This window comes from Bisbaumannia pacifica, from assembly GCF_007989625.1.
Lineage (GTDB): Bacteria > Pseudomonadota > Gammaproteobacteria > Pseudomonadales > Halomonadaceae > Bisbaumannia > Bisbaumannia pacifica.
This window is the reverse complement of sequence record NZ_BJUK01000006.1, coordinates 58,774-84,918: the sequence shown is the minus strand read 5'-3', so window position 1 is coordinate 84,918 and position 26,145 is coordinate 58,774. Positions and strand designations below refer to the sequence as shown.

Genomic DNA, 26,145 nt, shown 5'->3' with positions numbered 1-26,145 from the left:
CGCACTCGGCCCCGATCAAGGATCGGGGCCGAGCGATATCAGGGCGAGGCGGTCCGCTTACTTCTTCTGGATGCCTTCCTGGCGGGTCGCCTTGGAGCCCTTGGGGCGCACATAGAGTACCAGGGCATGATCGACGAGTTCGAAGCCGTGCTCCTCGGCGATCTCCTGCTGACGACGCTCGATGGTCTCATCGAAGAACTCGATGATCTCACCGCTTTCCAGACACACCATATGGTCATGGTGCTCGTCATGGGAGAGCTCGAAGACGGCGTGACCGCCATCGAAGTTGTGACGCATTACCAGGCCGGCGGACTCGAACTGGGTCAGCACCCGGTAGACGGTGGCCAGGCCAACGTCCTCACCGGCGTCCAACAGGGCTTTGTAAACATCCTCGGCACTCAGGTGACGGTCACTGGTGTTCTCGAGGATCTGCAGGATCTTGACGCGCGGCAGGGTCACCTTGAGCCCGGCCTTGCGCAATTCATGGTTCTGGTCGGCCATGGTTGCTCTTCGCAGTAAGGTGTAGGGTCGGGTATGATCGACCAAATCAACGATAGTGAAGAACAGGCGCAAATGCAAAAGCTGATTAAAACAGTCACCCTTTCCGTCGCCCTGACCCTGGTCAGCGGCTGCAGCTATTTCGGCGTCTACAAGCGTGACCTGCCCCAGGGCAACCTGGTGGAGCAGAGCGTCGTGGAACGGCTGCAACCCGGCATGAGCCGTAGCCAGGTGCGCCAGCTGATGGGCAGCCCGCTACTGGAGGCCCCCTTCGATGCCGACCAGTGGGACTATGTGTTCCGCCTCGACAAGGCCTATGGCGGCGTGGAGCAGCGCCGGGTCACCCTGACCTTCGTCAACGACCGCCTGGCGGACGTGACGACCCAGGGCGACCTCTCCGGAGATATCGAGCTGCCCACCGGGGAGTGACTCCCCGGCCACCTCAGCCTCCGGCGGCCCGTTGCCGCCGCGCCGCCTTGGGGTCGATCTGCAGGGGGCGGTAGATCTCGACCCGATCGCCCTCCCGCAGGGCATGGGCTTCGGGGTCGCGCAGCGCCTTGCCGAAGATGCCCAGTTGCGCCGCCTCGAAGGTCTCGGCGGGCAGCTCGGGAAACTGCTCATGGATGCGCGATAACCGCACCGCCTGGCGAGGCGTGGTGCCCGGCGCCACGTCCAGGGCGACGATGCGCTGCTTCTCCGGCAGCGCGAACGCCACCTCGATGCTCAGCGATTCAGTAGCGGCCATAGAGGTCGTCGGCGCGACGCGTGAAGGAGTCCACCAGTTGGCCGGCCACCTGCTGGAAGAGTCGGCCGAAGGCCATGCCCAGCAGCCGGCTGGCGAACTCGAACTCCAGCTCCAGGCTCACCTTGCAGGCATTCTCGCCCATCGGCGTGAACAGCCAGCGCCCCTGCAGGCGGCGAAAGGGGCCACGCACCAGGGAGAGCTCGATGCGCTCCGGGGCATGCAGGTCGTTGCGGGTGGTGAAGCTCTGCTCGATGCCCGCCTTGGCCAGGGTCAGTTCCCCCACCAGATGGGCCTCGTCCTGCTCCAGCAGCCGGGCATAGCGACAGCCCGGCAGGAACTCCGGGTAGCTTTCGAAATCATTGACCAGATCGAACATGGCCTGGGGGGAGTGCCGCACGAGGGCGGACCGATTGACCGTAGGCATCTACCTCTCCGCTGACTTTACAGGGCCCTGGGCGTATCATGAGTGGTTGTTTTGCTCGAATGGTATCACGCTTCCCTCCCTGTCGGAGGGGCCAGCTAACGCTAGATCACGACACGAGGTTCCATGGCCAAGAAAGGCAAGGGCAAGGGCCCCGGCAGCAATGTCATCGCCCAGAACAAGAAGGCGCGCTTCGAATACCATATTGACGAGACCTTCGAGGCCGGCCTGGCGCTGGCCGGCTGGGAGGTCAAGAGCCTGCGCGCCGGCAAGGCCCAGCTCACCGACACCTATATCCTGGTGCGGCGCGGCGAGGCCTGGCTGATGGGCTGTCATATCACCCCGCTGAACACCGCCAGCACCCACGAGATCGCCGATCCGACGCGTACCCGCAAGCTGCTGCTGCACAAGAAGGAGATCGCCAAGATCTTCTCGCGCACCCAGGACAAGGGCCACACCTGCGTCCCCCTCAAGCTCTACTGGAAGGGTAGCCGGGTGAAGTGCGAACTGGCCCTGGTGACCGGCAAGAAGCTGCATGACAAGCGGGCCACCGAGAAGGATCGCGACTGGAATCGTCAAAAGGGTCGCATCATGCGGGAACATGCCAAGGCCTAGGCTGTCATAACCTCGGGCAAGCTGATAGAATGCCCAGTTATGGGGGCGACATGGCTTCGACGCCGGTGACAACCCTTGAGGTGCATGCCGAGAGCGTGATGTATCTCGTAAATCCAACATCACAATTAAATAGTCGCAAACGACGAAAACTACGCTCAGGGCGCGCTGGCAGCTTAAACGCTGTTAGCTTCTTGTCCGGCCCCAACGCGATGTGCCCATTCATCGCCGAGGGGATACGAGCCAAGACTGATGGGATCGCGTCCGGTGACGTCTTCACGCCGGTCGTTAAACTCTCGAAGAATCGCGCGTCTGGATCCTGCTCGTCGGAGCCAGCCGTGTTAAATCAAAAGACGAAACTAAGCATGTAGAGCTGATAGGCGAGTGCCGGCGGACGCGGGTTCGATCCCCGCCGCCTCCACCAACCACAGGTTTCATGGCACGACACGCCAGAAACCGCAAGAACAGGGGCCTTCGGGCCCCTTTCTTGTGTACGGACGCCGGCTTCCTGGCGGGGCCGTTGCCGTTGCCGGGTACACGCTAGGGGCAGCTGACGGAGGGTCGCGGCGGCGCGAGGCTCGCCAACTGCTGCCTAGCCGCACGCGTCGTGTTCAGGAGCAGGCAGGCGATCGTCATCGGGCCCACGCCACCGGGCACCGGGGTAATGGCCCCCGCCGTGCGAGAGACCGCATCGAACGCCACGTCACCCACGAGCTTTCTCGTGCCCTCCACCTCGACGGCATTGATACCGACATCGATGACCGTCGCGCCGGGCTTGATCCAGTCGGCCCCGACGAGCCCCGGCCGGCCGGCGGCGGCGATCACGATATCGGCGTTGCGACACAGCGACTCGATCTCCTGCGTGCGCGAATGCGCCATGGTCACGGTACAGTCTGCCTGCAACAGCAGTGCCGCCATCGGCTTGCCGACGATATTGGAGCGCCCCACCACTACCGCATGCTTCCCCCTCAGCTCGGGCATGACCCGATGCAGCATGATCATGCAGCCTTGGGGCGTGCATGGCACCAGCGATGCCTGCCCGGCGGCGAGCGCTCCGACATTGAGCGGGTGAAAGCCATCGACGTCCTTGGCCGGATTGATGGCGGCGATCACCTCGTCCTCATCGAGGTGTGACGGCAGGGGCAGCTGCACCAGGATACCGTGCACCTGGGAGTCATGATTCAACCGATCGATCAGCCGATTCAGCTCCCCCTGAGTGGTTCCGGCATCCAGACGATGCAGGATGGACCCCATCCCCGCCTCTTTCGCTCGCTTCACCTTGTTTCTCACGTACACTTGGCTGGCGGGATCCTCACCCACCAGCACCACGGCGAGCGTCGGCACTACGTTATGCTCGCTCCGGAGGCGCTCGACTTCACAGGCAACGTCCTGAAGCACCTGGTTCGAGAGCCGTTTCCCGTCGATTAATTGGGCCATGACATCCTCCGCGACTACTTGAAAATGACGGTCTTGTTGCCCGACAGGAAAACCCGATGCTCGGCATGCAGTTTCACGGCCCGTGCCAGTGCGACCGTTTCGGTATCCCGCCCCAAGGCAACCAGCTCTTCCGGGTAGTAGGCATGGTTTACCGGCTGGACGGACTGCTCGATGATCGGGCCTTCGTCCAGGTCGGCGGTCACGTAGTGCGCGGTGGCCCCGATCAGCTTGACGCCACGCTCGAACGCCTGATGATAGGGCTTGGCCCCCTTGAAGCCGGGCAGGAAGGAGTGATGGATATTGATGGCCCTGCCATGAAGCCGTTCACACAGGCTATCGGACAGCACCTGCATATAGCGCGCCAGCACCACCAGCTCGGTGCCGGTTTCGTTGACGATATTGAGCAGCTCGGCCTCTTTTTCGGGCTTGGTCTCCTGTGTCACCGGCAGGTGAACGAAGCGAATGCCTTCCCGCTCGGCGATCGGACGCAGATCCAGGTGGTTGGACACCACCGCGGTGATCTCGATATTCAGTTCACCCTTGCGATGGCGATAGAGCAGGTCGACGAGGCAGTGGTCGAACCGAGAGACCATGATCAACACCTTGGTCGGCCGAAGGGCATCATGCATTGCCCAGTCCAACCCAAACTTTTCGGCCACATCGACGAACCCGGCATGCAGGTCTTCGAAGGCATGCTGAGCGTCCGGAAGAATGCTGAACACGCTTCTCATAAAGAACTGGCCGGTGACCTTGTCATCGAACTGTGCCAGCTCGACGATATTGCAGCCACGTTCTGACAGGTATGAGGTGATTCCGGAAACGATACCCGTCCCGGTTTCGCAACTGACGGTGAGGACGAATTGATTGTTCTGATCCAGGGAGGTTTTCATAACAGGAACCCCTATACTTCGATGGTTGTTTTACGGCACGTCGGATAGCCACCTTGCCCCTACTATCTGGCCAGCATGACTGTGGGCGAGATATCAGGCTGTTTACTGGCTGAGTTTTTATTCCGCGACATTAGGCATGCTGTTTTTCCAACGCTTTATTGCAAGAGGGAGACCATGGTGCTCGGTCACCTAAGACGCCCGATTTCTCGATGATGTCTGCGACATAGGCCTCCTGCCGGTGGGCCATCACATGGACGCCACTGACCCCCTCGATCTCTCGCAGCTGCTGGATAAGCTCGATACAGATATTTCGTCCCTCCACTCTCTGATCCCTGGCCCCTTCTAATCGCCGAATAATGGCATCCGGAATATGTACCCCCGGGACATGCCTGCGCATCCACTCTGCCGTCCTCGCCGAGGCCAGCGGGCCCACCCCAGGAAGAATAAAGCACTTATCAAGCAGCCCAAGATCCCGGGACTGATCCATGAAGGCCCGAAAACGAGACAGATCAAAGCAGTATTGCGTCTGAATGAACTGAGCCCCCGCCGCGATCTTCTTCGCCAACCGATGGGGCCGAAAGCCGTGAGGCGGCACGAAGGGGTTCTCCGCGGCACCGAGAAAGACCCTCGGTGGATCGCTGAGCGCTCTTCCGCTGGCAAAGACCTGCTTGTCGCGCAACCCGGCGACCGTCTCCAATAGCGACATGGAGTCCAGATCGAATACCGGCTTGGCTTGCGGGTGGTCCCCTACCTGGACGCCATCCCCCGTCAGGCAGAGGATATTGTTGATACCAAGCGCCGCCCCGCCCAGGACATCTCCTTGTATGGCAATCCGGTTCCTGTCGCGGCAGGAGACTTGCATTACCGTCTCGTAACCCCGCCGCGATAGCAGCGCACACATCGCCACGCTGGACATATGACAGTTGGCCCCGGATCCATCGGTGGCGTTCATGGCATCCACGTACCCGTCGAATACACGGGCCCGGGCATAGACCTCCTCTGGGTTCGCCGAATCAGGAGGCGCGAGTTCCGCGGTGACGGCAAACTGCCCGGCCCTCAACACACGCTCCAGCCGTCCGGAAGAGCTATGGCCCAACCCATCGGATACCCGCTTGTCATGATCGACGCCAATAGTCATGTTCACCTCGCAGCCTCCCGATGTCGTTCGCCCGATTCCGATGCGTCACGCGCCACGCGCAGCCAGGACGAACTCCCCTTCAGGCGATGATCGACCGGCAGTTGCACCACCCGTATCGCATCGCCCCCTCGCATCTTGCGGCTGCCCTCCCAGGCCTCCACCCAGACACAGCGCTTCTCGGGGTAGACCTCACAGTTCCCGTTCTGCAGGACACCACCACAGGGGCCATTACGCATGGTCTTGGGGCAGTTCATGGAACAGGACATGCCGGTCGCACTGAGAGCGCACTGACCGCACATCTGGCAGTCGAACAGCAGCCCCTTGCAGAGCCTCTCCAGCTTGCCCATCGGTTTTTCTGCACGCCGATAACCCACCGACTTCCACAGCGGATGCAGCTTGACGACCACCGGCTCGAAGGCCCGATAGGTGAGCTCAAACACTCTCGCGTGTCGTGCGGCCCATAAACGAAGGGAATACACAAGCGTCTCCTGCCACGGCAGCACCGCCGTGGAGCCAATTGTTGCATCCTGGGTTCATGACACCTCCCTGGTGGATCGCTCACCCAGGACCCGAATGCCCCCATCGAGGAGGGGCCACTCGGCGAGCGCCGCTTGACGGTCACCGGCTTCCACCAGATCCCACGGCCTCGGTACGGGGTGGGCCCTGGCTTGCCGAGATGGCCCGGGCCCCCTCCCGGTCATCTCGGCTGGCGATCCCGGGCCTCCTAACGCGACTTGACGGCGCCTCATGCATCCCCCCGGTCGCTCGCCCGATAGATCGCTCCTCAGGCGGATACGGCGATCTTCTTCTTGGGGTCGAAGAAGGGCTTTTCGACAACCCGCGCCTTCGCCGGCCCCGACAGGGTCTGGACTTCCAGCTCGGTTCCGAGGCGAGCATGCTCAACGGCCACCATGGCCAGGGCGATATTCTGCTCGAGCCGCGGGGAGTAGACCGCGGACGTGACCTTGCCGACGACCTCGCCATGGTGACTGATCGACCAGAAGGAGGTATTCGGCCCCTTGAGCGGCGCGGCGTCGATCACCAGGCCCACCTGCTGGCGGCTCACGCCATTCTCGCGAATACGCTGCAGGGCCGCCTTGCCGATGAAGTCGGCTTCCATATCCGGGTTCACCAGTCGCTCCATCCCCAGCTCGTACGGGTTGGTACCGATATCGGCATCGGCGTGGTAGGAGAGCATCCCGCCTTCGATACGGCGAATGGAGGAGGTGTGTCCGGGCTGCAATCCGAAGGGCTGCCCCGCCGCCATGATTCTCTCCCACAGCTCGTCGCCGCGGGAGCCATCCTGAAGATACAGCTCATAGCCCAGCTCGCTAGACCAGCCGGTACGCGAGACGATCAGCGGAATACCGTCGAGCTCCAGCTCGCGAAGCCAGTAGTAGCGAAGGTCCATGATGCCCTCGCCGAAGAGGGTCTTCATGATCTCGCCGGACTTCGGCCCCTGCAACTGCAAGGGAGACACATCGGGCTCGCGGATAGTCACCTCGAGACCGGAGTGGATCGCCACGCCCTGGGCCCACAACAAGATGTCGCTATCGGCCAATGAGATCCAGAAGTGGTTCTCTGCCAGACGCAGCAGAATGGGGTCATTCAGGATGCCACCATCGGCATTGGTGATAAGAATGTACTTGCACTGCCCGACGGCCATCTCCGACAGATCACGCGGCGTCAGCAGCTGCACGAACTGAGCCGCATCGGGCCCAGTGATTTCCACCTGACGCTCGGCGGCAACATCGCAAAGGATCGCATCGTTAACGAGGTTCCAGAAATTCTGCTCCGGGTCGCCGAAGTCACGCGGGATATACATGTGGTTATATACCGAAAAGGCCGTTGCCCCCCAACGTACCGTCGCATCGAAGTAGGGAGACTTTCGGATTTGTGTCCCGAACCCGAAATCAGATTTCTTTTCCATCTTGACTACATTGCTGGGCGTGACGTTTGTCATGACAGCTACCTTTATTGTGATATAGAACTCACTGTGCTGCTCGAACTCACTTATTCGGCACCGCTGACTATAGACCCAGGCGACATTGAAAGTCGGCCTAAAAGCGAACAGAAACCAGCATGAACGGGCCAAGATTCGGCCGGCCGCAGACCGTTTAGCCTAGCCCCAACCGGATGCGACCCCGCCGTCTTCAACAGCGCCACCACCGGTCGTCCCGGCCGACAAGCGACGGCCCTCGGACGACGAGCCCCAGGGGCGGACGGAAGCTCGACGACGGCAGGTCGCCATCGCCACAAAAGTCACTCAACCACATGATAAATATGAAGTTATTTCATGCACCCATAGGAAAGGCCGCATAACGGTGGGGAAGCCCACCCGCCTGCGTTGTCGCGCGCCAGGGCGTGGCGCTTACCGCGCGGAGAGAGACTCGGCGAGGAGGGAGAAACTAGTCGTCGTGGTTAGCCATCAGGCTGGAGAGATTGAGCTGTGTCGACTTTATCTCTCGGGTACCGATATATGTCATATAACGCGCGATGCCCAGCTCTTCCGAAAGCAGCCGATCCATGACATTTTGAAAGGCGGAAAGACTAGGCGCCACGACCTTCAAGACATAGTCCATTCCGCCCCCCGTCGCCATGCACTCGACGATCTCATCGACTCGAGCGATATAATCTTCGAAACGCGTGAAATTGGACTTTCGATGGCCTTCGAGCGAAACGGTCACCACTACCGTGGTAGAGTTCGCAATCTTATCGATAGCAATATCCGCGTGATACCCGCGTATCAGGCCGGCTTCTTTCAACCGGGTAAAGCGAATCCAGCATGGCGTCGGCGACAGGTTGACGATTTCCGAGAGCTTGGTCTTGCTAAGCTGTCCATGCAGCTGCAGTGCGCGCAGAATACGAATGTCCGCCGCATCGATGGCAACTTTCCTCATTGATTCTCAGCCTTCATTGTCGTTCCTGTGGGCATGACTGATTCAGGAGTGAGGTAAGCCTTCTCGGCAAGAGTGGCAACGACGAGTCGCAACACAACAAAACCTGCATTCCATGAATATAATAGTCGAGATATTCATGGACGCCCCCAGGCCACCTTCCGCCAGAGGCCAGGAATCTACCGATGCTGGCCGACCACGGAAGAGCGTCGCAGTACCCGACGACTCGAAGGGCACGATAGCATATTGCCTTGCGCCGTAAAGGAAGAACCCCAGGGCGGATCGCTGGCGATATGGCGGCGATGGCCCAGCAGGCGGGACGGCGCGAAGCGACGTCTCACGCCGCTCCGGGCCTGCCCTTGTTGGTTGGATGCAGGACTGCCCGAACGCGGGTGGATAGCCTAAGGCGATAGGCTAAGGCTCTCCTTCTCCGCTTCGTGGCGCCTGCGTTTTTTCTGGGCATCGATCAAGACGTCTCTCAGCAGCTCTTCGGCACTGGGGTGGTAGACGGGCATCGCCAGTACCTGCTCCGCCGTCATGCCGTGCGTGATGGCCAGGGCCAGCAGGTGTGCCAGGTGTTCGGCCTGATGTCCCAGCAGCTCGGCACCGAGGATAGTGCCGGTGTGTGCGTCCAGATAGACCTGGATATGCCCTTGCACCTTGTTCCAGACCACATGGCGGGGGCTGGTGAACGGCAGCTCACCGATCACGATCTCGCGACCCTGAAGTTGCCGGAAGCTCTGACCAATGACGGCGATCTGGGGATCGGTGAAGAAGACCATCAACGGCGTCCGACGCACCGCCGGCGTCGAGTCTGGATAGCTCAATGCATTGCCGGCGGCGATGCGTCCCTCGTCGTAGGCTTCATGCCATACCGGCAGGTCATCGGTGGCATCCCCGGCAATGAAGAGGGGCAGGTCACCGCAGCGCATCGTCTGTGGGTCGAAGCGCACCGCGCCAGACTCGGAGACGTCGACGCCCGCCTGCTCCAGCCCCAACCGGTCCAGGTTGGACTCCCGCCCCGTGGCGACCAGGACCCGTTCGAACACCCGGGTGATGCGCTGGCCGTTCGACGACTCATACTCGATCCAGGCGCCTTCCGCGTCTTCCCAGGTACTCAGCACCCGGCCGCTGGGGTGGATATCCAGTTCGCCGGCGAGGAGATCGAGCGCACGGCGCTGCATGGTCGGGTGGGTAAGGGCGTTGATTCGGCCGGAGCGGCCGTAGAGGGTCGTTTTGACCCCCAATCGATGGAGGGCCTGGCCCAGCTCCAGCGCAATGACGCCCATGCCAATCACCGCGACCGAACGGGGCAGGTCCTCCAGCTCGAAGATCGTGTCGCTGGTGAGGACCCGGGACATCACGGGCTCGAACACCGCGCCGATCGCCGGCCGGGAGCCACAGGCGAGGATGATCTTCTCCGCCCTGACCTCGACCGACTCGCCCACCATCAGCCGGCCCGGGCCGATAAAGCGAGCTCGCCCCTCGAGCTTGTGATGCGCCGGAATCTTGTCGACGTAGCCGAGGTTGCGAGCGACGAAGCGATGGTCTCGTTCTCGGCGCAGCCGTTCCAGCACCCGGCGGCCGTCCACCTGCCCCGAGGCGGGCACCCCGAAGCAATCGCTGGTGTGCAGGTGATGGGCGTAATCGGCGGCGGTGATCAGCAGCTTGCTGGGCATGCAGCCGACCCTGGCGCAGGTGGTGCCGTAGGGGCCATCCTGGATCATTACCAGGCTGTCGGTCTCGCGGCTGATCGTCGCATAGGCGCCCAACCCACTGGTGCCGGCACCGATAATGGCATATTCCACATTCCTGGTCTTCATGATCAATCACCCCATCCCACATGACGTCACGACCCCTGCAGGCTAAGCGGGGGCCGTCGCGGGGGTAAAGTGATAGTTCCTAAGCGTTTGACTTACCTTTTGTCATTCATCTCTGCCCATATCACTCACCGAGACTTCGTATTTTCCCTTCATATCGCTGCCGACTGGCCAGCGATGGTAGAAGCGACTCGATTTCACATTAGCGGGACTAACCTTTCTGGTTAGCAATCGTCGTTTTACGAAGGACTCCTGGGTCGCTTAGCCTGCGGGCATGCTCAGGAGGTTTGCCTATGTCAGCCCATCGGTCCGTCATTCGTTGGCAACGTGCCAACCATCCCAGCGATCCAGACACCTACTCGCGTAATCATCGCGTTACGCTGAGCGGCGATCAGCAGGTCGACGTTTCCGCCTCGGTCGAGTTCAAGGGTGACCCGGGCTGTGCCGACCCCGAACAGCTGCTGGTGAGCGCCGTGTCCAGCTGTCATATGCTGTTTTTTCTCGCCATCGCCGAGTTTCAGGGCTACCGGGTAGACTCCTATGAGGACGACCCGGTCGGCTATCTGGAACGCAATGATAAAAAGGGCATGGAGGTCACGCGTGTCGAACTGTCGCCGCGCATCACCTTCGGTGGCGACAAGGTGCCCGACCAGAACGCGATATCGAGAATGCACGACGGTGCCCACCGCAACTGCTTTATCCGCCACTCGATCACCGCCGAGGTGACGATCAACCACCGTTAATCAGCCAGCTCTGTCGGGAGGCCTCTATGAGTCCCAGTCACACCATGGACGACATTCTTCTCAGGGAGGACAAGGGTGGGGCCGTGTATCTCACGCTGAATCGTCCGGAGAAGTTCAACACCCTGTCCGAAGCGATGCTGACCGCCTTGCAGCGGGAGCTGGAGGCGATCGCCGACGATCCGGCCGTGCGCTGCGTGGTGATCGGCGCCGCGGGACGCGGGTTCTGCGCCGGGCACGACCTGCGGGAAATGCGCGCCACCCCCGACAAGGCCTATTACCAGGCGCTGTTTCGCCGTTGCAGCCGGGTGATGCAGAGCCTCGTCGAACTGCCGGTCCCGGTCATCGCCAAGGTCCAGGGCATGGCCACGGCGGCGGGCTGCCAACTGGTAGCCAGCTGCGACCTGGCCATCGCCGGCCAATCGGCCAGCTTCGCGGTATCGGGCATCAACGTGGGCCTGTTCTGCTCGACCCCGGCCGTGGCGCTGTCACGCTGCATCGTGCCTAAGCGGGCATTCGACATGCTGGTGTCGGGCGATTTCATCGATGCGGACACGGCCCTGGAGTGGGGGCTGCTGAGCGGCGTCGCCGAGGACGACGACCTGGACGCCGCCGTGGCGGACAAGGTGGAGCAGATCCTCGGCAAGAGCCCGGCGGCGGTGCGCTTCGGCAAGTCCATGTTCCATCCCCAGCGTCAGATGGCCCTGGCCGATGCCTATGAGTTTGCCGGCCATGTGATGGCCGACAACATGATGAACCCCGATGCCGGCGAGGGGATCGACGCCTTCCTCGGCAAGCGACAGCCCGTCTGGGAGCAGCCGGGCCGTCGGGATCCTTGAGGACGGCCGAACGGCTAATGGCTCGTGCCGCTGTCCGGGTGATAAGCCCTTCCCTAAAATAACAGGGGTTAATCCATGAACGATATTTGCCATTTCAATGGGGCGCTCGAGAAGACGGCGGCGAATCATGTGGCGCTGTCCCCCTTGAGCTTCATCAAGCGGGCCGCCGCCGTGTATCCCGACCGGACCGCGTTGATTTATCACGAGACCCGGCACAGCTGGCGGCAGACCTATGACCGCTGTCGTCGACTCGCTTCCCTGTTAAGGAGCCTTGGCATCGCCAGGGGGGATACCGTCGCGGTCATGCTGCCGAACGTTCCGGCCATGTACGAGGCCCACTTCGGAGTGCCCATGGTGGGAGCGGTGCTCAATGCGATCAATATTCGCCTGGATGCGGAAGCGGTCGCCTTTATCCTCGACCATAGCCGGTCGCGGCTGCTGCTGGTCGACCCCGAATACGCGGATGTGGTCGACCAGGCCCTGGCCCGGATGGACGGGCCGGCGCCCCGGGTGATCAACGTCTCCGACCCGAGCCAGGGCGCGGAGCGCTTCCTCGGCGACCTGGAGTACGAGGCGCTGCTGGCCGAGCAGCCGGCGCTGGACGACTGGCAGCTTCCGGCCGACGAGTGGGACGCGATCGCGCTGGGTTACACCTCCGGCACCACCGGCAACCCGAAGGGCGTCGTCACCCACCATCGTGGCGCTTACCTGAATGCGGTCAGCAATGTGCTCTCCTGGTCGCTGCCCGCCGAGGTGGTCTACCTCTGGACGCTGCCGATGTTTCACTGCAACGGCTGGTGCTTCCCCTGGACGCTGGCGGCGATCGGCGGGACCAGCGTCTGCCTGCGCCGGGTCGACCCGGAGGTGATCCTGGACTCGATCCGGCGGCACCGGGTCAGTCACTACTGCGGCGCTCCCGTGGTCCACTCGATGATCGCCGATGCCGCGGTGGCGGCTCAGGAACCGATCGCCCATCCCGTGGCGGGGCTGATCGCCGGCGCGGCGCCCCCGGCGTCGGTGCTGGCGCGGATGGAAGCCCTCGGCATCGAACTCACCCATGTCTACGGCCTGACCGAGACCTACGGTCCGGCAGCGGTGTGCGCCAAGCAGGACGACTGGGACCGGCGCCCCGCGGAGGAGCGGGTTCGGCTCAACGGGCGCCAGGGCGTCGCCTACCCGTTGCAGGAAGACCTGGTGGTGCTGGACCCGACCACCCTGGCGCCCGTCCCCGCCGACGGCGAAACGGTGGGCGAGATCATGTTCCGCGGCAATATCGTCATGAAGGGGTACCTGCGCAACGAGGCCGCCACCCGGGAAGCCTTTGCCGGCGGCTGGTTCCACTCCGGCGACCTCGCCGTGGTGGAGCCGGACGGTTACGTCAAGATTCGTGATCGACTCAAGGACGTGATCATCTCTGGCGGAGAGAACATCTCTTCCCTGGAGGTCGAGGAGGTCATCCAGCGCCACGACGACGTCGAGCTGGCGGCGGTAGTGGCGATGGCCGACGAGAAGTGGGGGGAAGTCCCCGCCGCCTTCGTCCAGCTGCGCCCCGGCAGCGAGTTGAGCGAGGAAGCACTGATCCGCTTCTGCAAGGAGAACATCAGCCGCTTCAAGGCCCCCAAGAAGGTGATTTTCACCCGGCTGCCGACCACCTCGACCGGGAAGATCCAGAAGTTCCAGTTGCGCCAGCGACTCGAGAGCGGTCAGCCGGCATGAGTTGAACGGGGGAAGCACCGACACGGCCCCGAGTGAGCAGTATGGCGTTCGCCCGATCAACGCTTATAGTGACCCTTCACCGGGTCACTCGATCGGGCCGGTGACCACCGCCCTTCATGCGAGCACTGGTTATGTCACGACTCCCTCCCCTGATCGCCCTCTCCTATTTCGAGGTCGCCGCGCGCACCAAGAGCTTCGCCGCCGCCGCCAAGGAGCTCAATGTCACACCCGCGGCGATCAGCCACCAGATCAAGGCACTCGAGGAGCACCTCGGCGTCGAGCTGTTCGTTCGTCACCACCGTCGGGTCAGCCTGACGCCGGCCGCGCGTGGTGCCTTGCCGGAGCTGCAGGAGGGGTTTCAGGCGCTGGGGCGCGCCGTGGACAAGATTCGCTGCTATGGCGAAGAGCGCCTGGTCGTCACCGTATGCGCCGAACCGCTGTTCGCCACCAAGTGGATCGTGCCGCGCCTGCATCGCTTCTATGCCCGTTGCCCGGACGCCGAAGTGCGGCTGCAGGCGAGCCTGCATACGGTGGATCGCGCCCGGGAGAGCACCTTCGCCGCCGCCGACCTCAAGCGCGCGGGCATCGACGTCTCCGTGCGCCTTGGCTATGGCAACTACGCTGACCTGGAGCCCGGGCGCCTGCTGAGCCTGGACCTGGTGCCGCTCTGCGCGCCGGAGCTGGCCGCCAGCGTGGACGATATCGAGGCACTGCGCGGCTTGCCGCTACTCTGCGACGGCACCCTGACCCGCCTGAACGAGCCCTACGGCTGGAAGGCCTGGTTCAGGCAGCAGGGGGTTGACGGCGAAACCCTGCGCGAGCTTCGCTTCGGCAACGGCCTGCTGGCGATGGAGGCGGCCATTGCCGGTCAGGGCGCACTGCTTGGCAGCCGGGAGCTCCACCGGGCGGAGCTGTCCGCCGGCAAGCTGGTGGTGCTGGCCGACCGCCCCCTGGATTGCGACCAGGCGTATTACGTGGTCAGTGCCGGCCCAAGCCAGGAGCGCTCGATTGCCGGCGAATTTCGTGACTGGTTGCTGGAAGAAGCGGGGCGCGCTTAAGCCGCGGATTCAGTGCCTTGCCGGGTCGTCCTAGCCCCGCGGCAGGCGCCAGCGCGCCTTGAGCCGCTCGCCGAGGAGGATGCCCACCCAGGCGCCGACCAGCCACAGCGCCACCGAGCCGCCCAGATAGCTCGCGGCCAGGCCGGTGGCGCCCCCCTGCCAGAGCTCGACCACTTCCAGGCTAAATAGCGAGAAGGTGGTAAAGCCACCACAGACGCCGGCCAGCCAGAAGTGCTGGGCCATGGGCGAGAGCCGCCAGCGCCCCGGCACCCGCGCCAGGGTGGCGATCAGCCCCATGACCAAGGCGCCGAGGCCGTTGGCCAGCAGGGTCGCCCAGGGGAAGGCCGAGCCCCATGGCAGCACGGCGAGTCCATAGCGCAGCAGCGCCCCCAGGCCGCTGCCCAGTCCCGCCGCCATCACCAGCCGCCCCTGGGTCATGCCGCCCCCGGGGCGAGCAGGCCAACGCCCAGGGCATGGCCCAACATCAGGGCGGCGAGCCCCAGCGCCAGGGTCATCACCAGGTTGAGCCAGCCCAGGCCGGGGCGGGGGCCGCGCAGCAGGGTCAGGGTCTGGTAGGCGAAGGAAGAGACGGTGGTGAAACTGCCCAGCAGGCCGACGGCCAGCAGCAGCCAGAGCGCACCGCCCGCGCTTCCCTGCGCCGCGATGCCGCCCAGCGCCAGGGCCCCGAGGAGATTGACTACCAGGGTTCCCCAGGGGAACTCGCTGGGCGCATGACGCCCCACCCACTGGCCGAGCCAGACACGCCCCATCCCCCCCAGGACACCCCCCAGCACCACCAGCAGCAAGCTTGGCCCGGCTCCCATGCCCGATCTCCCGTTCTCGCGATGGCGCCAATGCTACCCGCGCCAGCATAGAAAGCGCCACCCGCGAAGGGGTGGCGAAGGGTACCGCTCGCTTGCCAAAGGGTCGACATTGCCATCGAGTATAGTCACTTCGCGGCACAAGCCGGCCGCGACCGGCTTGTGCCTTGCGACATGGCAAGCCAAGATGATCGAACGCTCGTCCCGACGGGCCGTATCGCACCCATTCACGCTTATACATGGAGGCAAGCGTGCCGAATCCGCGCCGAATTGGCCTGCTGGCCTGGCTGTTGGTCACGCTGATGACCCTCGGCCTACCGGCCCTGGCCCAGCAAGAGCCCACGACTCCCTACGCCACCCTGGCCGACCTGCTGGAAAATGAGCAGAGTCGCGGCGAGCTGATCACTCGGCTACGCCAGCTGGCCGAAGGGGGTAACCCCGAGGCGGCCGCCGCCGAAACGGCAACCGCCAGCGAGCCGACCCTGGCTCGGCGCCTCGCGGAGAGCACCAGTCAGATCGCCGGCGACCTGGGCAGCCAGCTCGGCCAGGTCGCCGACACCCTGGACGACCTGATCACCGGCCAGGCCGAGACGCCCATCGACATGTCGGCGGTATTCGCGGCCAGCCTCAACCTGGTGCTGGTGATCCTCGCCACCCTGGTGCTGTTCTTCGCCTTCCGCCGACTGGCCCGGGGTGCCTTTACTCGCCTCAGCCAGTGGTCCCTGGCGGACGGTGGACCGCCCCCGGTACTACGCCTGCTGGTCGCCGTGGCCATCGCCGCGACCATCGATGTGCTGGTGGTGGCGCTGGCCTACCTGGGGGGTAACCTGATCGCTACCTTCCTGGTCGGCGAGGCCGGTGAGCTCTCCACCCGGGCCTCGCTGTTCCTCAACGCCTTCCTGGTGATCGAGCTGATCAAGGCGGCCCTGCGCATGCTCTTCGCCTCCCATTACGAAGGGCTGCGCCTGGTGCCCATCTCCGCCGCCGAGGCCTCCTACTGGAACCGCTGGATCGCCCGGTTGATCGGCCTGGCCGGCTACGGCCTGCTGGTCGCCGTGCCGCTGATCAATGTCTATCTGGCCCCGGCCCTGGGTCAGGCCGTCGGCACCCTGATCATGCTGGGGGCCTTTGTCTATGCGGTGACGGTGGTGCTGAAGAACCGCCTCAAGCTGCGCCAGGCCATCGAGGCGGCGGCAAAGAAGTCCGACTTCACCGCCACGCGGATCTCCTTGAACCTCTTCGCCCGCACCTGGCATATCGTCGCCATCCTCTACTTCCTGGTGGTCCTGACGCTGACCCTGCTGCGTCCCGAGGATGCCCTGCCCTTCGTGCTGATGGCCACCCTCAAGACCCTGGTCATCGTCGGCCTGGGCATGCTGCTCTCCAGCCTGTTGACCCAGACCATCGGTCGCCATATCAGCCTCTCTGAGGAGCTGCGCCACAAGCTGCCGCTGCTGGAAACCCGCCTCAATGCCTATGTGCCCAATGCCCTACGGGTGATCCGGGTGGTGATCCTGGTGGCGGTCGTGCTGCTGGTGCTGAATGCCTGGGGCGCTTTCGACCTGGCTGCCTGGTACGCCTCCGAGGCGGGGAGCGCCCTGGTGGGACGGCTGGTCAGCGTGGCCTTGATCCTGGTGGTGGCCGCCGGCCTCTGGCTGACCCTGGCCAGCCTGATCGAGCACCGCCTCAACCCGGAGACCGGCAGCGGCGAGCCCTCGGCCCGCGCCAAGACCCTGCTGACGCTGTTCCGCAATGCCCTGGCCATCGCCATGCTCACCCTCACCCTGATGATCGTGTTGGCCGAGATCGGCATCAATATCGGCCCGCTGATCGCCGGTGCCGGGGTGCTCGGCCTGGCCATCGGCTTCGGCGCCCAGAAGCTGGTACAGGACATCATCACCGGTATCTTTATCCAGGTGGAAAACGCCATGAACACCGGCGACGTGGTCACGGTAGGCGGCATCACCGGCACCGCCGAGCGCCTGAGCATCCGCTCGGTGGGCATTCGTGACCTCAACGGCACCTACCACCTGATCCCTTTCTCCAGCGTGGACACCGTGTCGAACTACATGCGCGAGTTCGGTTATCACGTCGGCGAGTACGGCATCGCCTATCGGGAGAGCATCGACGAGGCGATCATCGCCCTGCAGGAGGCCTTCGACGAGCTGGCCGCCAGCGAGGAACACCGCATGAATATCCTCGCCCCGCTGGAAGTGGCCGGCGTTATCGCCCTCGCCGACAGCTCGGTGAATATCCGCGTACGCATCAAGGCGGTGCCAGGCATGCAGTGGGCCGTGGGGCGCGCCTACAACCGCCTGGTGAAACTGCACTTCGACGCCAAGGGCATCGAGATCCCCTTCCCGCACACCACCCTCTACTTCGGGGTGGGCAAGGAGGGCGAGGCCCCGCCGGCCAACCTGCGCCTGATGAAGCAGCCCTTCGATAGCGACGGTCGCCCCGCCGGCCAGGCCACTGCCGGCCCGGACCCGCACTTCGAGGAGGACCCTCGCGCCAAACCCAACTCCACGGAGCATGACTAGCGCGGCGAACCAGGCCACTTGAAACGCCACGGGGGCGGCTCTTAGGAGCCGCCCCCGTGCGTTCGGGATGCGCAGGCGTCGTCAGTGGGTGGTCACCAGCATCAGCACGCTAAGCGCCGCCGAGACCCACATCGCCGGCTTGATCTCCTCCAGGCGACCGGTGGCCAGCTTGATCAGCACGAAGCTGAGGAAGCCGAAGGCTATCCCTAAGGTGATGGAGTAAGTCAACGGCATCAGGATGATCGCCAGGAAGGCGGGGAAGGCCTGATCGTAACGGGTCCAGTCGATCTTGGTGATCGGCGCCAGCATAAACAGCCCCACCAATACCAGCGCCGGCGCGGTGGCGATGCTCGGCACCAGAGAGAGCAGCGGCGACAGGAACAGGAAGGGCAGGAACAGCAGGGCGATGGTCACCGCCACCAGGCCGGTGCGACCGCCCTGGGCGACGCCGGCGCCGGACTCGATAAAGGTCTGGGCGGCGCTGGTGCCCAGCGGGGCGGCGATCATCGAGGCGAAGGCATCCACCGTCATGGAGCGCTTGAGGTTGCGCGGATTGCCATCCTTGTCCTTGAGGTTGGCGGACTCCGACAGCGCCATGAAGCAGGAGAGCGCATCGAAGAAGTTGGTGAACAGCATCACGAAGATAAAGGGCAGATAGGCCACCTCGAGGGCGCCGATGATATCCACCTGCATCACCGCACCGAAGTCCGGCCAGGCGGCCAGGCCGGCCCACTCGACGATCACCTCTTCGCCCCACAGCCGCCCCATGGGCAGGGACATCAGGGTGGTGATGGCGATCCCCAGGATCAGGGCGCCCCCGGCGCGCAGGATCACCAGGATGGCGGTGGCCATCAGCCCCAGGAAGAAGGTGATCAGCATGGGGTCCATGCTGCCCAGGGAGACCAGGGTCGCCGGATTGGCGACGATAAAGCCGGCATTCTTGAAGCCGATAAAGGTGATGAAGAGGCCGATGCCGCAGGTGATGGCATAGCGCAGCGAGGCGGGAATCGCCTCGATGATCGCCTTGCGCACATTGAATACCGCCAGCAGGGCGAACAGCACCCCGGACCAGAAGACGCAGCCCAGGGCCACCTCCCAGGAGAGGCCCGCCCCCAGCACCAGGGTGTAGGTGAACAGCGCATTCATGCCCATGCCAGGGGCCACCAGGATGGGATTGCGGGCATAGAGGCCCATCGCCAGGCTGCTCAGGAAGCTGATCAGCACGGTGGCGGTCAGGGCCGCCGAGAAGGGAATCCCGGCATCGGAGAGGATCGCCGGGTTGACCACGATGATATACATGGACGCCAGGAAGGTGGCGATGCCGGCGAGGATCTCGGTGCGCAGGCTGGAGCCACGCCGAGTCACGCCGAAGTAGGTATCCAGCCAGGGGGCCGAGGCGGCAGCCGTCGGCGCTCCCTCGTTGGCCGCCTCGTCACGGACGGTGGAGCTCTGAGTCATTGTCATGGCCTCTTTGTTCTTGGGATGGCAGAGGAACTGACCATTCGGTCAACATGGTCAGCCTAGCCAGTGTTGACCAAGCGGACAAGTCGCCATCCTGATAGGGCCTATTTGCCATCCCCATACTGCAACGCCACCGCCGGCCGACCCGGGCGGATGGCGCGCAGAAAAAAGGGCGCCCGTAGGCGCCCAGGAGAGCAAAGCGAATGGATAGCTAAGGTCAGTCGTCCCGATCGCTGGGCTGGGGCAGCGCCGGCAGCGACTTGTCGAGCAGCTCGACGCTCTGACGGTAATAGAGTTGACTCTTGTTGTGCTCGCCCAGGTTGGCATAGAGCCGAGCCAGCTCGGCGCAGACCACACCGCTGGGGCGCTGACGCTGGCTGGCCTCGAAATACTCCTGGGCCTTGCCCCAGTAGGCATTGCGCAGCGACAACCGTCCCAGGGTCAGCAGCAGGTCCGGGTCATTAGGACGCTCCTGCAGCCACTTCTCGGCATACACCAGCTGACGCGCCGGATCGACGCTGAGCAGGCCGTAGCGCAGCACCAGGCGCGGGTCCCAGCAGACCTTGAGGGAGTGGCGCAGCAGGCGTTCGGCGATGCCCTCCTGCTTGCCGCGCACCAGGGCCTCGGCATAGAGCACCACCAGCTCCACGTCGCCGCGCAGGCCGTCGGGCATATCCGCCCACAGGTTACGCACCCGCTCCACGTCCTCGGGGTGACGCGCGGCCTGGGTCAGCAGCTCGCGATAGGCGCGCTTCTCCAGCTCGTGACGCTCCTCCTCGGCGATCAGCTGCTGCGCCGACAGGCGCGGCATCAGGCGGCGCAGGCCGTCCCAATCGCTGACGCTGAGGTAGGCCTGCTTGAGCTGCTTGAGCACCTGCGGGTGGTCCGGCAGCTGCTTGTCGAGGCGCGTCAGGGTGGCCAGGGCCTCCTCGTACTGCTGGCGATCCAGCATCAGCTGCGCCTGCATCATGCCCACGGCGGTATCGGCCCCCTCGGTGCTCAGGTGCGCCCGCTTGAGCAGGGTGTCGGCCTGCTCGTAGCGCCCCTGATAGTGGGCCGCCAGGGCCGCGGAGAGGTAGTTGACCAGGGGCGTGCTGGAATCATCGGCGGCCTTGACCAGCGACTTCTCGGCCCGCTTCCAGCGCCCCTCGGCCAGGGCCACCAGGCCACGCACGGTACGCTTCATGGCGGTGCGATTGCGTGAGCGGCTATTCCACAGCTTGAGGCGGCTGACCGGACGCCGCAGTCGCGCCAGGACCCGCAGCGCGAAGTGCAGCACCAGGAAACTCACCAGCAGCAGCACCAGGCCGAACCAGAAGGAGGTCTGCACCGAGGTGTCGCCGACGCGGATCAGCCAGTAGCCCGGGAAGGACTGCATCAACTGGCCGAAGAGGGCGCCGACCGCCAGGCCGACGACGACGAGCAGGATCAGCTTTCTCATGACTCATCCGCCTCCTCGGCACCGCCGAAGCGGCTGTCGATAAAACGGTTCAGGGCCTGCTGGGAAGCACTGATATCGGGCAGTTCGGGGCGCACCGCCTGCTCGCGAAGCTCCGCCAGGCGCGCCAGGGAGGCCTGCACCGCCTCGCGGTCGGTGGCGTAATAGTCCTCCACCAGGGCGATGGCCTCGTCGAGGCTGGCGCGATAGAGGGTCGCTTCCTCCTTGAGCAGGGCCAGTTGGGCCTGTTCGATCAGCAGCCGCACGTTCTGGCGCAGGTAGGCCTCCTGGTCGGGGGCGATCAGCGCCTCCAGGGCCTCGTCATGCTGGCGCACCGTGACCAGGGAGCGCAGTTCGCCGGCGAAGCGCCCCAGCTGCTCGCGCCAGCCGCCGCTGGGCGCCTCGCCATTGCCGATCTCCAGTGCCAGCGCCTCCACGTCCTGGGAGAGCGGCAGGGTCGCCAGCTGCTCCTGCTGGGCATTCAGGGCCAGGTAGAGGCCGGTACGGTCGACCCGCGGCACCGCGTCCAGGGCGGCCAGCTCGGCGGCCAGGGCGCGTCGCACCGGCAACAGGGCCGGATTGTCGGCCTCGCGCAGCCGCGCATCGGCGGTGCGCAGCAGGGCCGCGGCCCCTTGCGGGTCGCGCTCCAGCTGCACCCGCTGATTGGCCAGGCGCAGCAGATAGGCCGCCTCAGCATGCAGCCATTCCCGCTCGTCGGCGTTCTGCTGCTGGGCCAGCTCCGCCAGCACCCGATCCAGGGCCTCGTTCACTTCGCCGCGGTAGGTCTCGAACTCGCCCTCCAGGCTCGCCACCTCGCCGCTCAGGGCGGCACGCCGCTCTTCGGCCTGCTCGCTCAGCCGCGCCTCCAGGTCGCCCAGGGAGCGTAGCTCGGCCAGTTCCGCCTCGGCGCCGGCCAGGCGCTCGCGCTGCGCCTCCAGGGTCTGCCAGCCCATCCAGCCCAGCACCAGGCCTACCAGGGCCAGTACCACCACCAACACCAGGGCGATCGGGCCGGCCTTACCTCCGGCGCGCTGGGGGGCACCGGGCGGCGTGCCGCCCTGTCCGCCACCGGATGCCTTGCCGGAAGCCGCCTTGCCGCCGGCATGGGGCTTGTCGGCGCCCCCCTTGGTGGCGCCGGCCTTGGTCGCTGCCGGCTTGTCGGGCGTCGCCGCGCCGGCGGTCGAGGAGTCGGTGCGGGTATCCGCCGCCTCGCTCGCCTTGGCGGCCTGCCCCTGGGCGGTGCCACCGGCCCGGGACAAGTTGCCCTGGCCGCCGCGTCGGCGTCGCCCGCCGCTGCGCCCCTTGCCTGACTCCGCCTGGCTGGCCTCGCTCGCCTGCTCGGCGGCATCTTGGGAGGCGGCGCCGGGCGCCTGCCGTTCGTCCTGATCTTGTGGTTGCTTGCTCATCTATCGCTAGCCCTTGTCGAGATCGTCATGATCGGGTTCGGCGCCATCCAGGTTGCAGGCCCCGGCCACGGCGGCCGCCAAGGCGGCCGGGGTGGCTCCCGTAGCCGTATGAAGCTTGGTGAACCCCAGGCTACCGGCCAGTGTAGCCAGGCGGGGGCTCGATACGATTAGCGGTTGGTTCAACGCCGCTTCGCCGCACCAGGGGGCGAGGTGCTCGAGCAGCTCGCCACTGGTGATCACCAGCGCCCGGTAGTCGCCCCGGGCCAGCCAGTCCACCGCCTCGGGCGCGGGCGGCAGGCACCGTCGTCGATAGAGTGCCAGACGCGTGACCCGGGCGCCACGGGCGGCCAGGGTCTCGGCCAGCAGCGGCCGCCCCCCTTCGCCGGCCACCAGCAGTACCTTCTGTTCATCGAGCCGGCGCAGCCCGGCCAGGGTCAGCAGTGCCTCACTGGTATCGCCCTGGCCCGGCGGCGGCACCCGTACCCCCACCCCCAGCAGCCGATGCAGTCGCTCGGCGGTGGCGCCACCCACCGCATAAAAGCGTGGCCCCAGCGGCAGCTGGGGCCAGTAACGATCGAGGGCCTCGGCCAGGCAGTCGGCGGCGAAGGGGCTGACCACGATGACATGCCGGAATTCATCGAAGTCGAGCCAGGCGCTGCGCTGCGCCTGAGTTTCCGGCAGCGCCTCCAGGCGCATCACCTCCAGGGCGACGCCCGCCACGCCCAGACCGTCCAGGGCCGCCAGCAAGGGCCGTGCACGCTCCCCGGGTCGGGTAATCAGTACCCGCGACGCCCGGCTCATCAGCTATCGCCGTAGACCTCGGCGAGGATCTCGCCGGCGCCCTGGGCGAGCAGATCCTCGGCGACCCGGATGCCCAGGGTCTCAGGTTCGAAGGCGGAACCACGGCCCTCGGCGCGCAGCACCCGGGTACCATCGGGGCTGCCCACCAGGGCCCGCAGCCACAGGGTACGACCGTCGTCCTCGAGGATCGCATGGCCGCCGATGGGCACCTGACACCCGCCCTCCAGGCGGGTGTTCATGGCCCGCTCGGCGCGCACCCGGGTGGCGGTCTCCGGATCATCCAGCGGCGCCAGCAGCGCCACCAGGTCGGCGTCATGGGTGCGGCACTCTATGCCCAGGGCCCCCTGGCCGCAGGCCGGCAGGCATACCTCGGGGGGCAGCTCCATGGCGATGCGCTCGCCCAGGCCCAGGCGACGCAGCCCGGAGGTGGCGAGGATAATGGCATCGAAGTCGCCGGCATCGAGCTTGCCCAATCGGGTCTGGACGTTGCCGCGCAGGTTGAGGACCTCCAGGTCCGGACGCGCCTCTTTCATCTGCAACCCGCGGCGCAGGCTGGAGGTGCCGATGCGCGCCCCCTCGGGCAGCTCATCGAGGCCGGCATACCGGTTGGAGACGAAGGCGTCGGTGGGCTCGGCACCCTCGAGGATCACCGACAGCCCCAGCCCTTCGGGGAAGTGCATGGGCACGTCCTTCATGGAGTGCACGGCGATATCGGCCCGTCCGTCCAGCATCGCCTCCTCCAGCTCCTTGACGAAGAGCCCCTTGCCGCCGACCTTGGCCAGGGGCGCATCGAGGATCTGGTCGCCGCGGGTCGACATGGCCACCAGCTCCACCTCGAGGCCGGGATGAATCGCCTGGAGGCGGTCGCGGACATGCTCGGCCTGCCATAGGGCCAGCAGGCTCTTGCGGGTGGCGATGCGCAGGGTAGTGATGGCGGACACGTGGTTCTCCCGTCGCGGGGCCCGCACCTTGGCGGGCATCCCCATGAATCGTTGGCGCGGGACCGAGCCCCGCTTTTATTACTCCATCATAAAGCAGTCGCCAGATAAGGAAAAATGGCACCCGGGCTATTGCAGCTAGCACTTACCCCCCTGTCGGGGACTTCCTGGGGGCAGGACTCGCAAAGACGCTGTGAATCCTTCCCTGGAAGCTCGACTTTATCGTCCATGATAAAGACGCTTTGCTCTGGCCTGCCCCCAGCGCCCATCTGTCCTTTCGACTGCGATAGCCCTGAGAACGCCCCGAGTACTGTGCCCGTCACGAGCGACGCCGGCATGGCCTGCCCCGTCGACTCTGGTACACTGCCAGGCATTACCTTGTCAGCCAACTTGCAGGATTTCTCCTCCGATGACGAAGTCGACCAACCAGTCCTGGGGCGGCCGTTTCAGCGAGCCCACCGATGCCTTCGTCGAACGCTTCACCGCCTCGGTGGACTTCGACCAACGCCTGGCCCACCACGATATCCAGGGCTCCATCGCCCACGCCACCATGCTGGCCCGGGTCGGGGTGCTCACCGATGCCGAGCGCGACGCCATCGTCGCCGGCCTGGGCGAGATCAACGAGGAGATCCACCGCGGCGAGTTCCCCTGGTCGGTGAAGCTCGAAGACGTGCACATGAACATCGAGGCGCGGCTCACCGACAAGATCGGCATCACCGGCAAGAAGCTGCATACCGGCCGTTCCCGTAACGACCAGGTGGCCACCGATATCCGCCTCTTCCTGCGCGACGAGATCGATCTCGTCGGCGCCGAGCTGGCGCGCCTGCGCGAGGGCCTGATCGAACTGGCCGATCGCGAGGCCGAGACCATCATGCCCGGCTTCACCCACCTGCAGACCGCCCAGCCGGTGACCTTCGGCCACCACCTGCTGGCCTGGCAGGAGATGCTGGCCCGGGATCACGAGCGCCTGCTCGACTGCCGCAAGCGGGTCAACGTCATGCCCCTGGGCGCGGCGGCGCTGGCCGGCACCACCTACCCCATCGACCGCCACGTCACCGCCGAGCTGCTGGGCTTCGAGCGCCCGGCGGAGAACAGCCTGGACGCGGTCAGCGATCGCGACTTCGCCATCGAGTTCACCAGCTTCGCCAGCCTGCTCTTGATGCATATGTCGCGGATGAGTGAGGAGCTGGTGCTGTGGACCAGCGCCCAGTTCGACTTTATCGACCTGCCCGACCGCTTCTGCACCGGCTCCTCGATCATGCCGCAGAAGAAGAACCCGGACGTGCCGGAGCTGGTGCGCGGCAAGTCGGGCCGCGTCTACGGCCACCTGATGGGCCTGCTGACCCTGATGAAGTCCCAGCCGCTGGCCTACAACAAGGACAACCAGGAGGACAAGGAGCCGCTGTTCGACACCCTGGACACCGTCAAGGACTGCCTCAAGGCCTTCGCCGACATGGTGCCGGCCATCGAGGCCAAGGCCAACAGCATGCGCGAGGCCGCCCGCAAGGGCTTCTCCACCGCCACCGACCTGGCCGACTACCTGGTGCGCAAGGGCGTGGCCTTCCGCGACGCCCACGAGATCGTCGGTGAATCGGTGGCCTTCGGCATCCGCGAAGCCAAGGACCTCTCCGAGATGACTCTCGACGAGCTGCGCCAGTTCTCCGAGGTGATCGAGGCGGATGTCTTCGAGGTGCTGACCCTGGAAGGCTCGGTGGCGGCCCGCAACCATATCGGCGGCACCGCCCCCGATCAGGTCCGCGCCGCCGCCCAACGGGCCCGCGACGCCCTGAAGGCGCTGCGCTGATGGCTCGGCTGACCCTGGGGCTCCTGGTGCTGATGCTGCTGGCCGGCTGCGGCCAGAAGGGGCCCCTGTATTTGCCGGAGACGACGCCCCCCGAGGCGGCGGCCCCCACCGACGACGAGGCCTAA

The 26,145-nt window shown here is 65.1% G+C and carries 26 protein-coding genes and 1 other RNA gene; 10 read left to right on the top strand and 17 right to left on the bottom strand.

The features are described 5' to 3' along the window. Nucleotides 1-57: 57 nt before the first annotated feature. Nucleotides 58-501 (bottom strand): ferric iron uptake transcriptional regulator, encoded by a 444-nt coding sequence (gene fur, locus HPA02_RS03865; protein ID WP_146801763.1) that lies wholly within the window; start codon nt 499-501, stop codon nt 58-60. A 72-nt stretch (nt 502-573) separates the two neighbouring features. On the opposite strand from fur, the gene HPA02_RS03860 reads away from it, so the two are divergent. Continuing rightward, a complete protein-coding gene (locus HPA02_RS03860) occupies nt 574-927 on the top strand; it encodes an outer membrane protein assembly factor BamE (protein ID WP_198058107.1) in 354 nt (117 codons plus the stop codon). A 13-nt stretch (nt 928-940) separates the two neighbouring features. Here HPA02_RS03860 and HPA02_RS03855 read toward each other — a convergent pair whose 3' ends face one another. Continuing rightward, nucleotides 941-1,243, bottom strand: a complete 303-nt coding sequence (locus HPA02_RS03855) for an RnfH family protein (protein WP_146801761.1) — start codon at nt 1,241-1,243, stop codon at nt 941-943. Continuing rightward, nucleotides 1,230-1,667: a type II toxin-antitoxin system RatA family toxin gene (locus tag HPA02_RS03850; protein WP_146801760.1), complete on the bottom strand. Its 438-nt coding sequence runs from the start codon at nt 1,665-1,667 to the stop codon at nt 1,230-1,232. Before HPA02_RS03850 ends, HPA02_RS03855 begins: the two co-directional genes overlap by 14 nt. Nucleotides 1,668-1,790: 123 nt before the next feature. On the opposite strand from HPA02_RS03850, the gene smpB reads away from it, so the two are divergent. Further along, a complete protein-coding gene (smpB, locus tag HPA02_RS03845; RefSeq protein WP_146801759.1) occupies nt 1,791-2,279 on the top strand; it encodes an SsrA-binding protein SmpB in 489 nt (162 codons plus the stop codon). Nucleotides 2,280-2,320: 41 nt separating this feature from the next. Continuing rightward, nucleotides 2,321-2,700, top strand: a transfer-messenger RNA (tmRNA) gene (ssrA, locus tag HPA02_RS03840). A gap of 116 nt (nt 2,701-2,816) precedes the next feature. Here ssrA and folD read toward each other — a convergent pair. The 7 genes from folD to HPA02_RS03805 all read right to left on the bottom strand — a co-directional run bounded on the left by folD (nt 2,817) and on the right by HPA02_RS03805 (nt 10,461). Continuing rightward, complete coding sequence (folD, locus tag HPA02_RS03835) at nt 2,817-3,713, bottom strand: bifunctional methylenetetrahydrofolate dehydrogenase/methenyltetrahydrofolate cyclohydrolase FolD (protein ID WP_146801758.1); 897 nt, start codon at nt 3,711-3,713, stop codon at nt 2,817-2,819. Between the two features lie 14 nt (nt 3,714-3,727). Next, on the bottom strand, nt 3,728-4,603 hold the full coding sequence (gene purU, locus HPA02_RS03830; RefSeq protein WP_146801757.1) for a formyltetrahydrofolate deformylase: 876 nt from the start codon (nt 4,601-4,603) through the stop codon (nt 3,728-3,730). Nucleotides 4,604-4,733: 130 nt separating this feature from the next. Next, nucleotides 4,734-5,741: a methylenetetrahydrofolate reductase gene (locus HPA02_RS03825; RefSeq protein WP_146801809.1), complete on the bottom strand. Its 1,008-nt coding sequence runs from the start codon at nt 5,739-5,741 to the stop codon at nt 4,734-4,736. A 2-nt stretch (nt 5,742-5,743) separates the two neighbouring features. Next, the gene (locus HPA02_RS03820; RefSeq protein WP_146801756.1) at nt 5,744-6,220 is read right to left on the bottom strand and encodes a methylenetetrahydrofolate reductase C-terminal domain-containing protein; all 477 of its coding nucleotides are present in this window, start codon (nt 6,218-6,220) and stop codon (nt 5,744-5,746) included. 305 nt (nt 6,221-6,525) lie between these two features. After that, on the bottom strand, nt 6,526-7,704 hold the full coding sequence (locus HPA02_RS03815) for a glycine cleavage T C-terminal barrel domain-containing protein (protein ID WP_244945849.1): 1,179 nt from the start codon (nt 7,702-7,704) through the stop codon (nt 6,526-6,528). Between the two features lie 445 nt (nt 7,705-8,149). Further along, a complete protein-coding gene (locus tag HPA02_RS03810; RefSeq protein WP_146801755.1) occupies nt 8,150-8,641 on the bottom strand; it encodes an Lrp/AsnC family transcriptional regulator in 492 nt (163 codons plus the stop codon). Nucleotides 8,642-9,039: 398 nt separating this feature from the next. After that, complete coding sequence (locus tag HPA02_RS03805; protein WP_146801754.1) at nt 9,040-10,461, bottom strand: dihydrolipoyl dehydrogenase; 1,422 nt, start codon at nt 10,459-10,461, stop codon at nt 9,040-9,042. A 290-nt stretch (nt 10,462-10,751) separates the two neighbouring features. On the opposite strand from HPA02_RS03805, the gene HPA02_RS03800 reads away from it, so the two are divergent. The 4 genes from HPA02_RS03800 (at nt 10,752) to HPA02_RS03785 (ending at nt 14,811) form a co-directional block, all read left to right on the top strand. Continuing rightward, nucleotides 10,752-11,201, top strand: a complete 450-nt coding sequence (locus tag HPA02_RS03800) for an OsmC family protein (protein WP_146801753.1) — start codon at nt 10,752-10,754, stop codon at nt 11,199-11,201. Between the two features lie 26 nt (nt 11,202-11,227). Beyond that, on the top strand, nt 11,228-12,037 hold the full coding sequence (locus tag HPA02_RS03795) for an enoyl-CoA hydratase (RefSeq protein WP_146801752.1): 810 nt from the start codon (nt 11,228-11,230) through the stop codon (nt 12,035-12,037). Between the two features lie 75 nt (nt 12,038-12,112). Then, a complete protein-coding gene (locus tag HPA02_RS03790; protein ID WP_146801751.1) occupies nt 12,113-13,753 on the top strand; it encodes an acyl-CoA synthetase in 1,641 nt (546 codons plus the stop codon). Nucleotides 13,754-13,884: 131 nt separating this feature from the next. Further along, the gene (locus HPA02_RS03785) at nt 13,885-14,811 is read left to right on the top strand and encodes a LysR family transcriptional regulator (RefSeq protein WP_146801750.1); all 927 of its coding nucleotides are present in this window, start codon (nt 13,885-13,887) and stop codon (nt 14,809-14,811) included. Nucleotides 14,812-14,841: 30 nt separating this feature from the next. Here HPA02_RS03785 and HPA02_RS03780 read toward each other — a convergent pair whose 3' ends face one another. Both HPA02_RS03780 and HPA02_RS03775 read right to left on the bottom strand, forming a co-directional pair. After that, entirely contained in the window at nt 14,842-15,249 is a 408-nt protein-coding gene (locus tag HPA02_RS03780; RefSeq protein ID WP_198058097.1) for a fluoride efflux transporter FluC, read from the bottom strand. Further along, a complete protein-coding gene (locus HPA02_RS03775) occupies nt 15,246-15,635 on the bottom strand; it encodes a fluoride efflux transporter FluC (protein ID WP_146801749.1) in 390 nt (129 codons plus the stop codon). The genes HPA02_RS03780 and HPA02_RS03775 overlap by 4 nt, the downstream gene beginning before the upstream one ends. A gap of 299 nt (nt 15,636-15,934) precedes the next feature. On the opposite strand from HPA02_RS03775, the gene ybiO reads away from it, so the two are divergent. Further along, the gene (gene ybiO, locus HPA02_RS03770) at nt 15,935-18,172 is read left to right on the top strand and encodes a mechanosensitive channel protein (RefSeq protein ID WP_244945851.1); all 2,238 of its coding nucleotides are present in this window, start codon (nt 15,935-15,937) and stop codon (nt 18,170-18,172) included. 81 nt (nt 18,173-18,253) lie between these two features. On the opposite strand, the gene HPA02_RS03765 is transcribed toward ybiO, so the two are convergent. The 5 genes from HPA02_RS03765 to hemC form a co-directional block, all read right to left on the bottom strand. Continuing rightward, the gene (locus HPA02_RS03765) at nt 18,254-19,630 is read right to left on the bottom strand and encodes an NCS2 family permease (RefSeq protein ID WP_146801747.1); all 1,377 of its coding nucleotides are present in this window, start codon (nt 19,628-19,630) and stop codon (nt 18,254-18,256) included. Between the two features lie 220 nt (nt 19,631-19,850). Continuing rightward, nucleotides 19,851-21,074: a heme biosynthesis HemY N-terminal domain-containing protein gene (locus HPA02_RS03760; protein WP_146801746.1), complete on the bottom strand. Its 1,224-nt coding sequence runs from the start codon at nt 21,072-21,074 to the stop codon at nt 19,851-19,853. After that, a complete protein-coding gene (locus HPA02_RS03755; protein ID WP_146801745.1) occupies nt 21,071-22,477 on the bottom strand; it encodes a uroporphyrinogen-III C-methyltransferase in 1,407 nt (468 codons plus the stop codon). The genes HPA02_RS03760 and HPA02_RS03755 overlap by 4 nt, the downstream gene beginning before the upstream one ends. 6 nt (nt 22,478-22,483) lie before the next feature. Next, nucleotides 22,484-23,278, bottom strand: a complete 795-nt coding sequence (locus HPA02_RS03750) for a uroporphyrinogen-III synthase (protein ID WP_146801744.1) — start codon at nt 23,276-23,278, stop codon at nt 22,484-22,486. Continuing rightward, nucleotides 23,278-24,219, bottom strand: coding sequence for a hydroxymethylbilane synthase (hemC, locus tag HPA02_RS03745; protein ID WP_146801743.1), 942 nt, complete (start codon nt 24,217-24,219; stop codon nt 23,278-23,280). Before hemC ends, HPA02_RS03750 begins: the two co-directional genes overlap by 1 nt. A 406-nt stretch (nt 24,220-24,625) precedes the next feature. Between hemC and argH the strand changes: the two genes are divergently transcribed. Then, on the top strand, nt 24,626-26,020 hold the full coding sequence (gene argH, locus HPA02_RS03740) for an argininosuccinate lyase (protein ID WP_146801742.1): 1,395 nt from the start codon (nt 24,626-24,628) through the stop codon (nt 26,018-26,020). Further along, a complete protein-coding gene (gene lptM, locus HPA02_RS03735) occupies nt 26,020-26,145 on the top strand; it encodes an LPS translocon maturation chaperone LptM (RefSeq protein ID WP_146801741.1) in 126 nt (41 codons plus the stop codon). Before argH ends, lptM begins: the two co-directional genes overlap by 1 nt.

Bases quoted from the DNA above. Each gene is read 5' to 3' on its own strand.
- HPA02_RS03775 (WP_146801749.1), bottom strand. From the start codon at position 15,635: ATGGGAGCCGGGCCAAGCTTGCTGCTGGTGGTGCTGGGGGGTGTCCTG.
- ybiO (WP_244945851.1), top strand. From the start codon at position 15,935: ATGACCCTCGGCCTACCGGCCCTGGCCCAGCAAGAGCCCACGACTCCC.
- lptM (WP_146801741.1), top strand. From the start codon at position 26,020: ATGGCTCGGCTGACCCTGGGGCTCCTGGTGCTGATGCTGCTGGCCGGC.
- HPA02_RS03800 (WP_146801753.1), top strand. From the start codon at position 10,752: ATGTCAGCCCATCGGTCCGTCATTCGTTGGCAACGTGCCAACCATCCC.
- fur (WP_146801763.1), bottom strand. From the start codon at position 501: ATGGCCGACCAGAACCATGAATTGCGCAAGGCCGGGCTCAAGGTGACC.
- HPA02_RS03750 (WP_146801744.1), bottom strand. From the start codon at position 23,278: ATGAGCCGGGCGTCGCGGGTACTGATTACCCGACCCGGGGAGCGTGCA.
- HPA02_RS03860 (WP_198058107.1), top strand. From the start codon at position 574: ATGCAAAAGCTGATTAAAACAGTCACCCTTTCCGTCGCCCTGACCCTG.
- HPA02_RS03855 (WP_146801761.1), bottom strand. From the start codon at position 1,243: ATGGCCGCTACTGAATCGCTGAGCATCGAGGTGGCGTTCGCGCTGCCG.
- HPA02_RS03780 (WP_198058097.1), bottom strand. From the start codon at position 15,249: ATGACCCAGGGGCGGCTGGTGATGGCGGCGGGACTGGGCAGCGGCCTG.
- HPA02_RS03785 (WP_146801750.1), top strand. From the start codon at position 13,885: ATGTCACGACTCCCTCCCCTGATCGCCCTCTCCTATTTCGAGGTCGCC.
- HPA02_RS03825 (WP_146801809.1), bottom strand. From the start codon at position 5,741: ATGACTATTGGCGTCGATCATGACAAGCGGGTATCCGATGGGTTGGGC.
- HPA02_RS03810 (WP_146801755.1), bottom strand. From the start codon at position 8,641: ATGAGGAAAGTTGCCATCGATGCGGCGGACATTCGTATTCTGCGCGCA.
- smpB (WP_146801759.1), top strand. From the start codon at position 1,791: ATGGCCAAGAAAGGCAAGGGCAAGGGCCCCGGCAGCAATGTCATCGCC.
- argH (WP_146801742.1), top strand. From the start codon at position 24,626: ATGACGAAGTCGACCAACCAGTCCTGGGGCGGCCGTTTCAGCGAGCCC.
- HPA02_RS03755 (WP_146801745.1), bottom strand. From the start codon at position 22,477: ATGAGCAAGCAACCACAAGATCAGGACGAACGGCAGGCGCCCGGCGCC.
- HPA02_RS03815 (WP_244945849.1), bottom strand. From the start codon at position 7,704: ATGACAAACGTCACGCCCAGCAATGTAGTCAAGATGGAAAAGAAATCT.
- folD (WP_146801758.1), bottom strand. From the start codon at position 3,713: ATGGCCCAATTAATCGACGGGAAACGGCTCTCGAACCAGGTGCTTCAG.
- HPA02_RS03850 (WP_146801760.1), bottom strand. From the start codon at position 1,667: ATGCCTACGGTCAATCGGTCCGCCCTCGTGCGGCACTCCCCCCAGGCC.
- HPA02_RS03795 (WP_146801752.1), top strand. From the start codon at position 11,228: ATGAGTCCCAGTCACACCATGGACGACATTCTTCTCAGGGAGGACAAG.
- purU (WP_146801757.1), bottom strand. From the start codon at position 4,603: ATGAAAACCTCCCTGGATCAGAACAATCAATTCGTCCTCACCGTCAGT.
- HPA02_RS03790 (WP_146801751.1), top strand. From the start codon at position 12,113: ATGAACGATATTTGCCATTTCAATGGGGCGCTCGAGAAGACGGCGGCG.
- HPA02_RS03765 (WP_146801747.1), bottom strand. From the start codon at position 19,630: ATGACTCAGAGCTCCACCGTCCGTGACGAGGCGGCCAACGAGGGAGCG.
- HPA02_RS03805 (WP_146801754.1), bottom strand. From the start codon at position 10,461: ATGAAGACCAGGAATGTGGAATATGCCATTATCGGTGCCGGCACCAGT.
- HPA02_RS03760 (WP_146801746.1), bottom strand. From the start codon at position 21,074: ATGAGAAAGCTGATCCTGCTCGTCGTCGTCGGCCTGGCGGTCGGCGCC.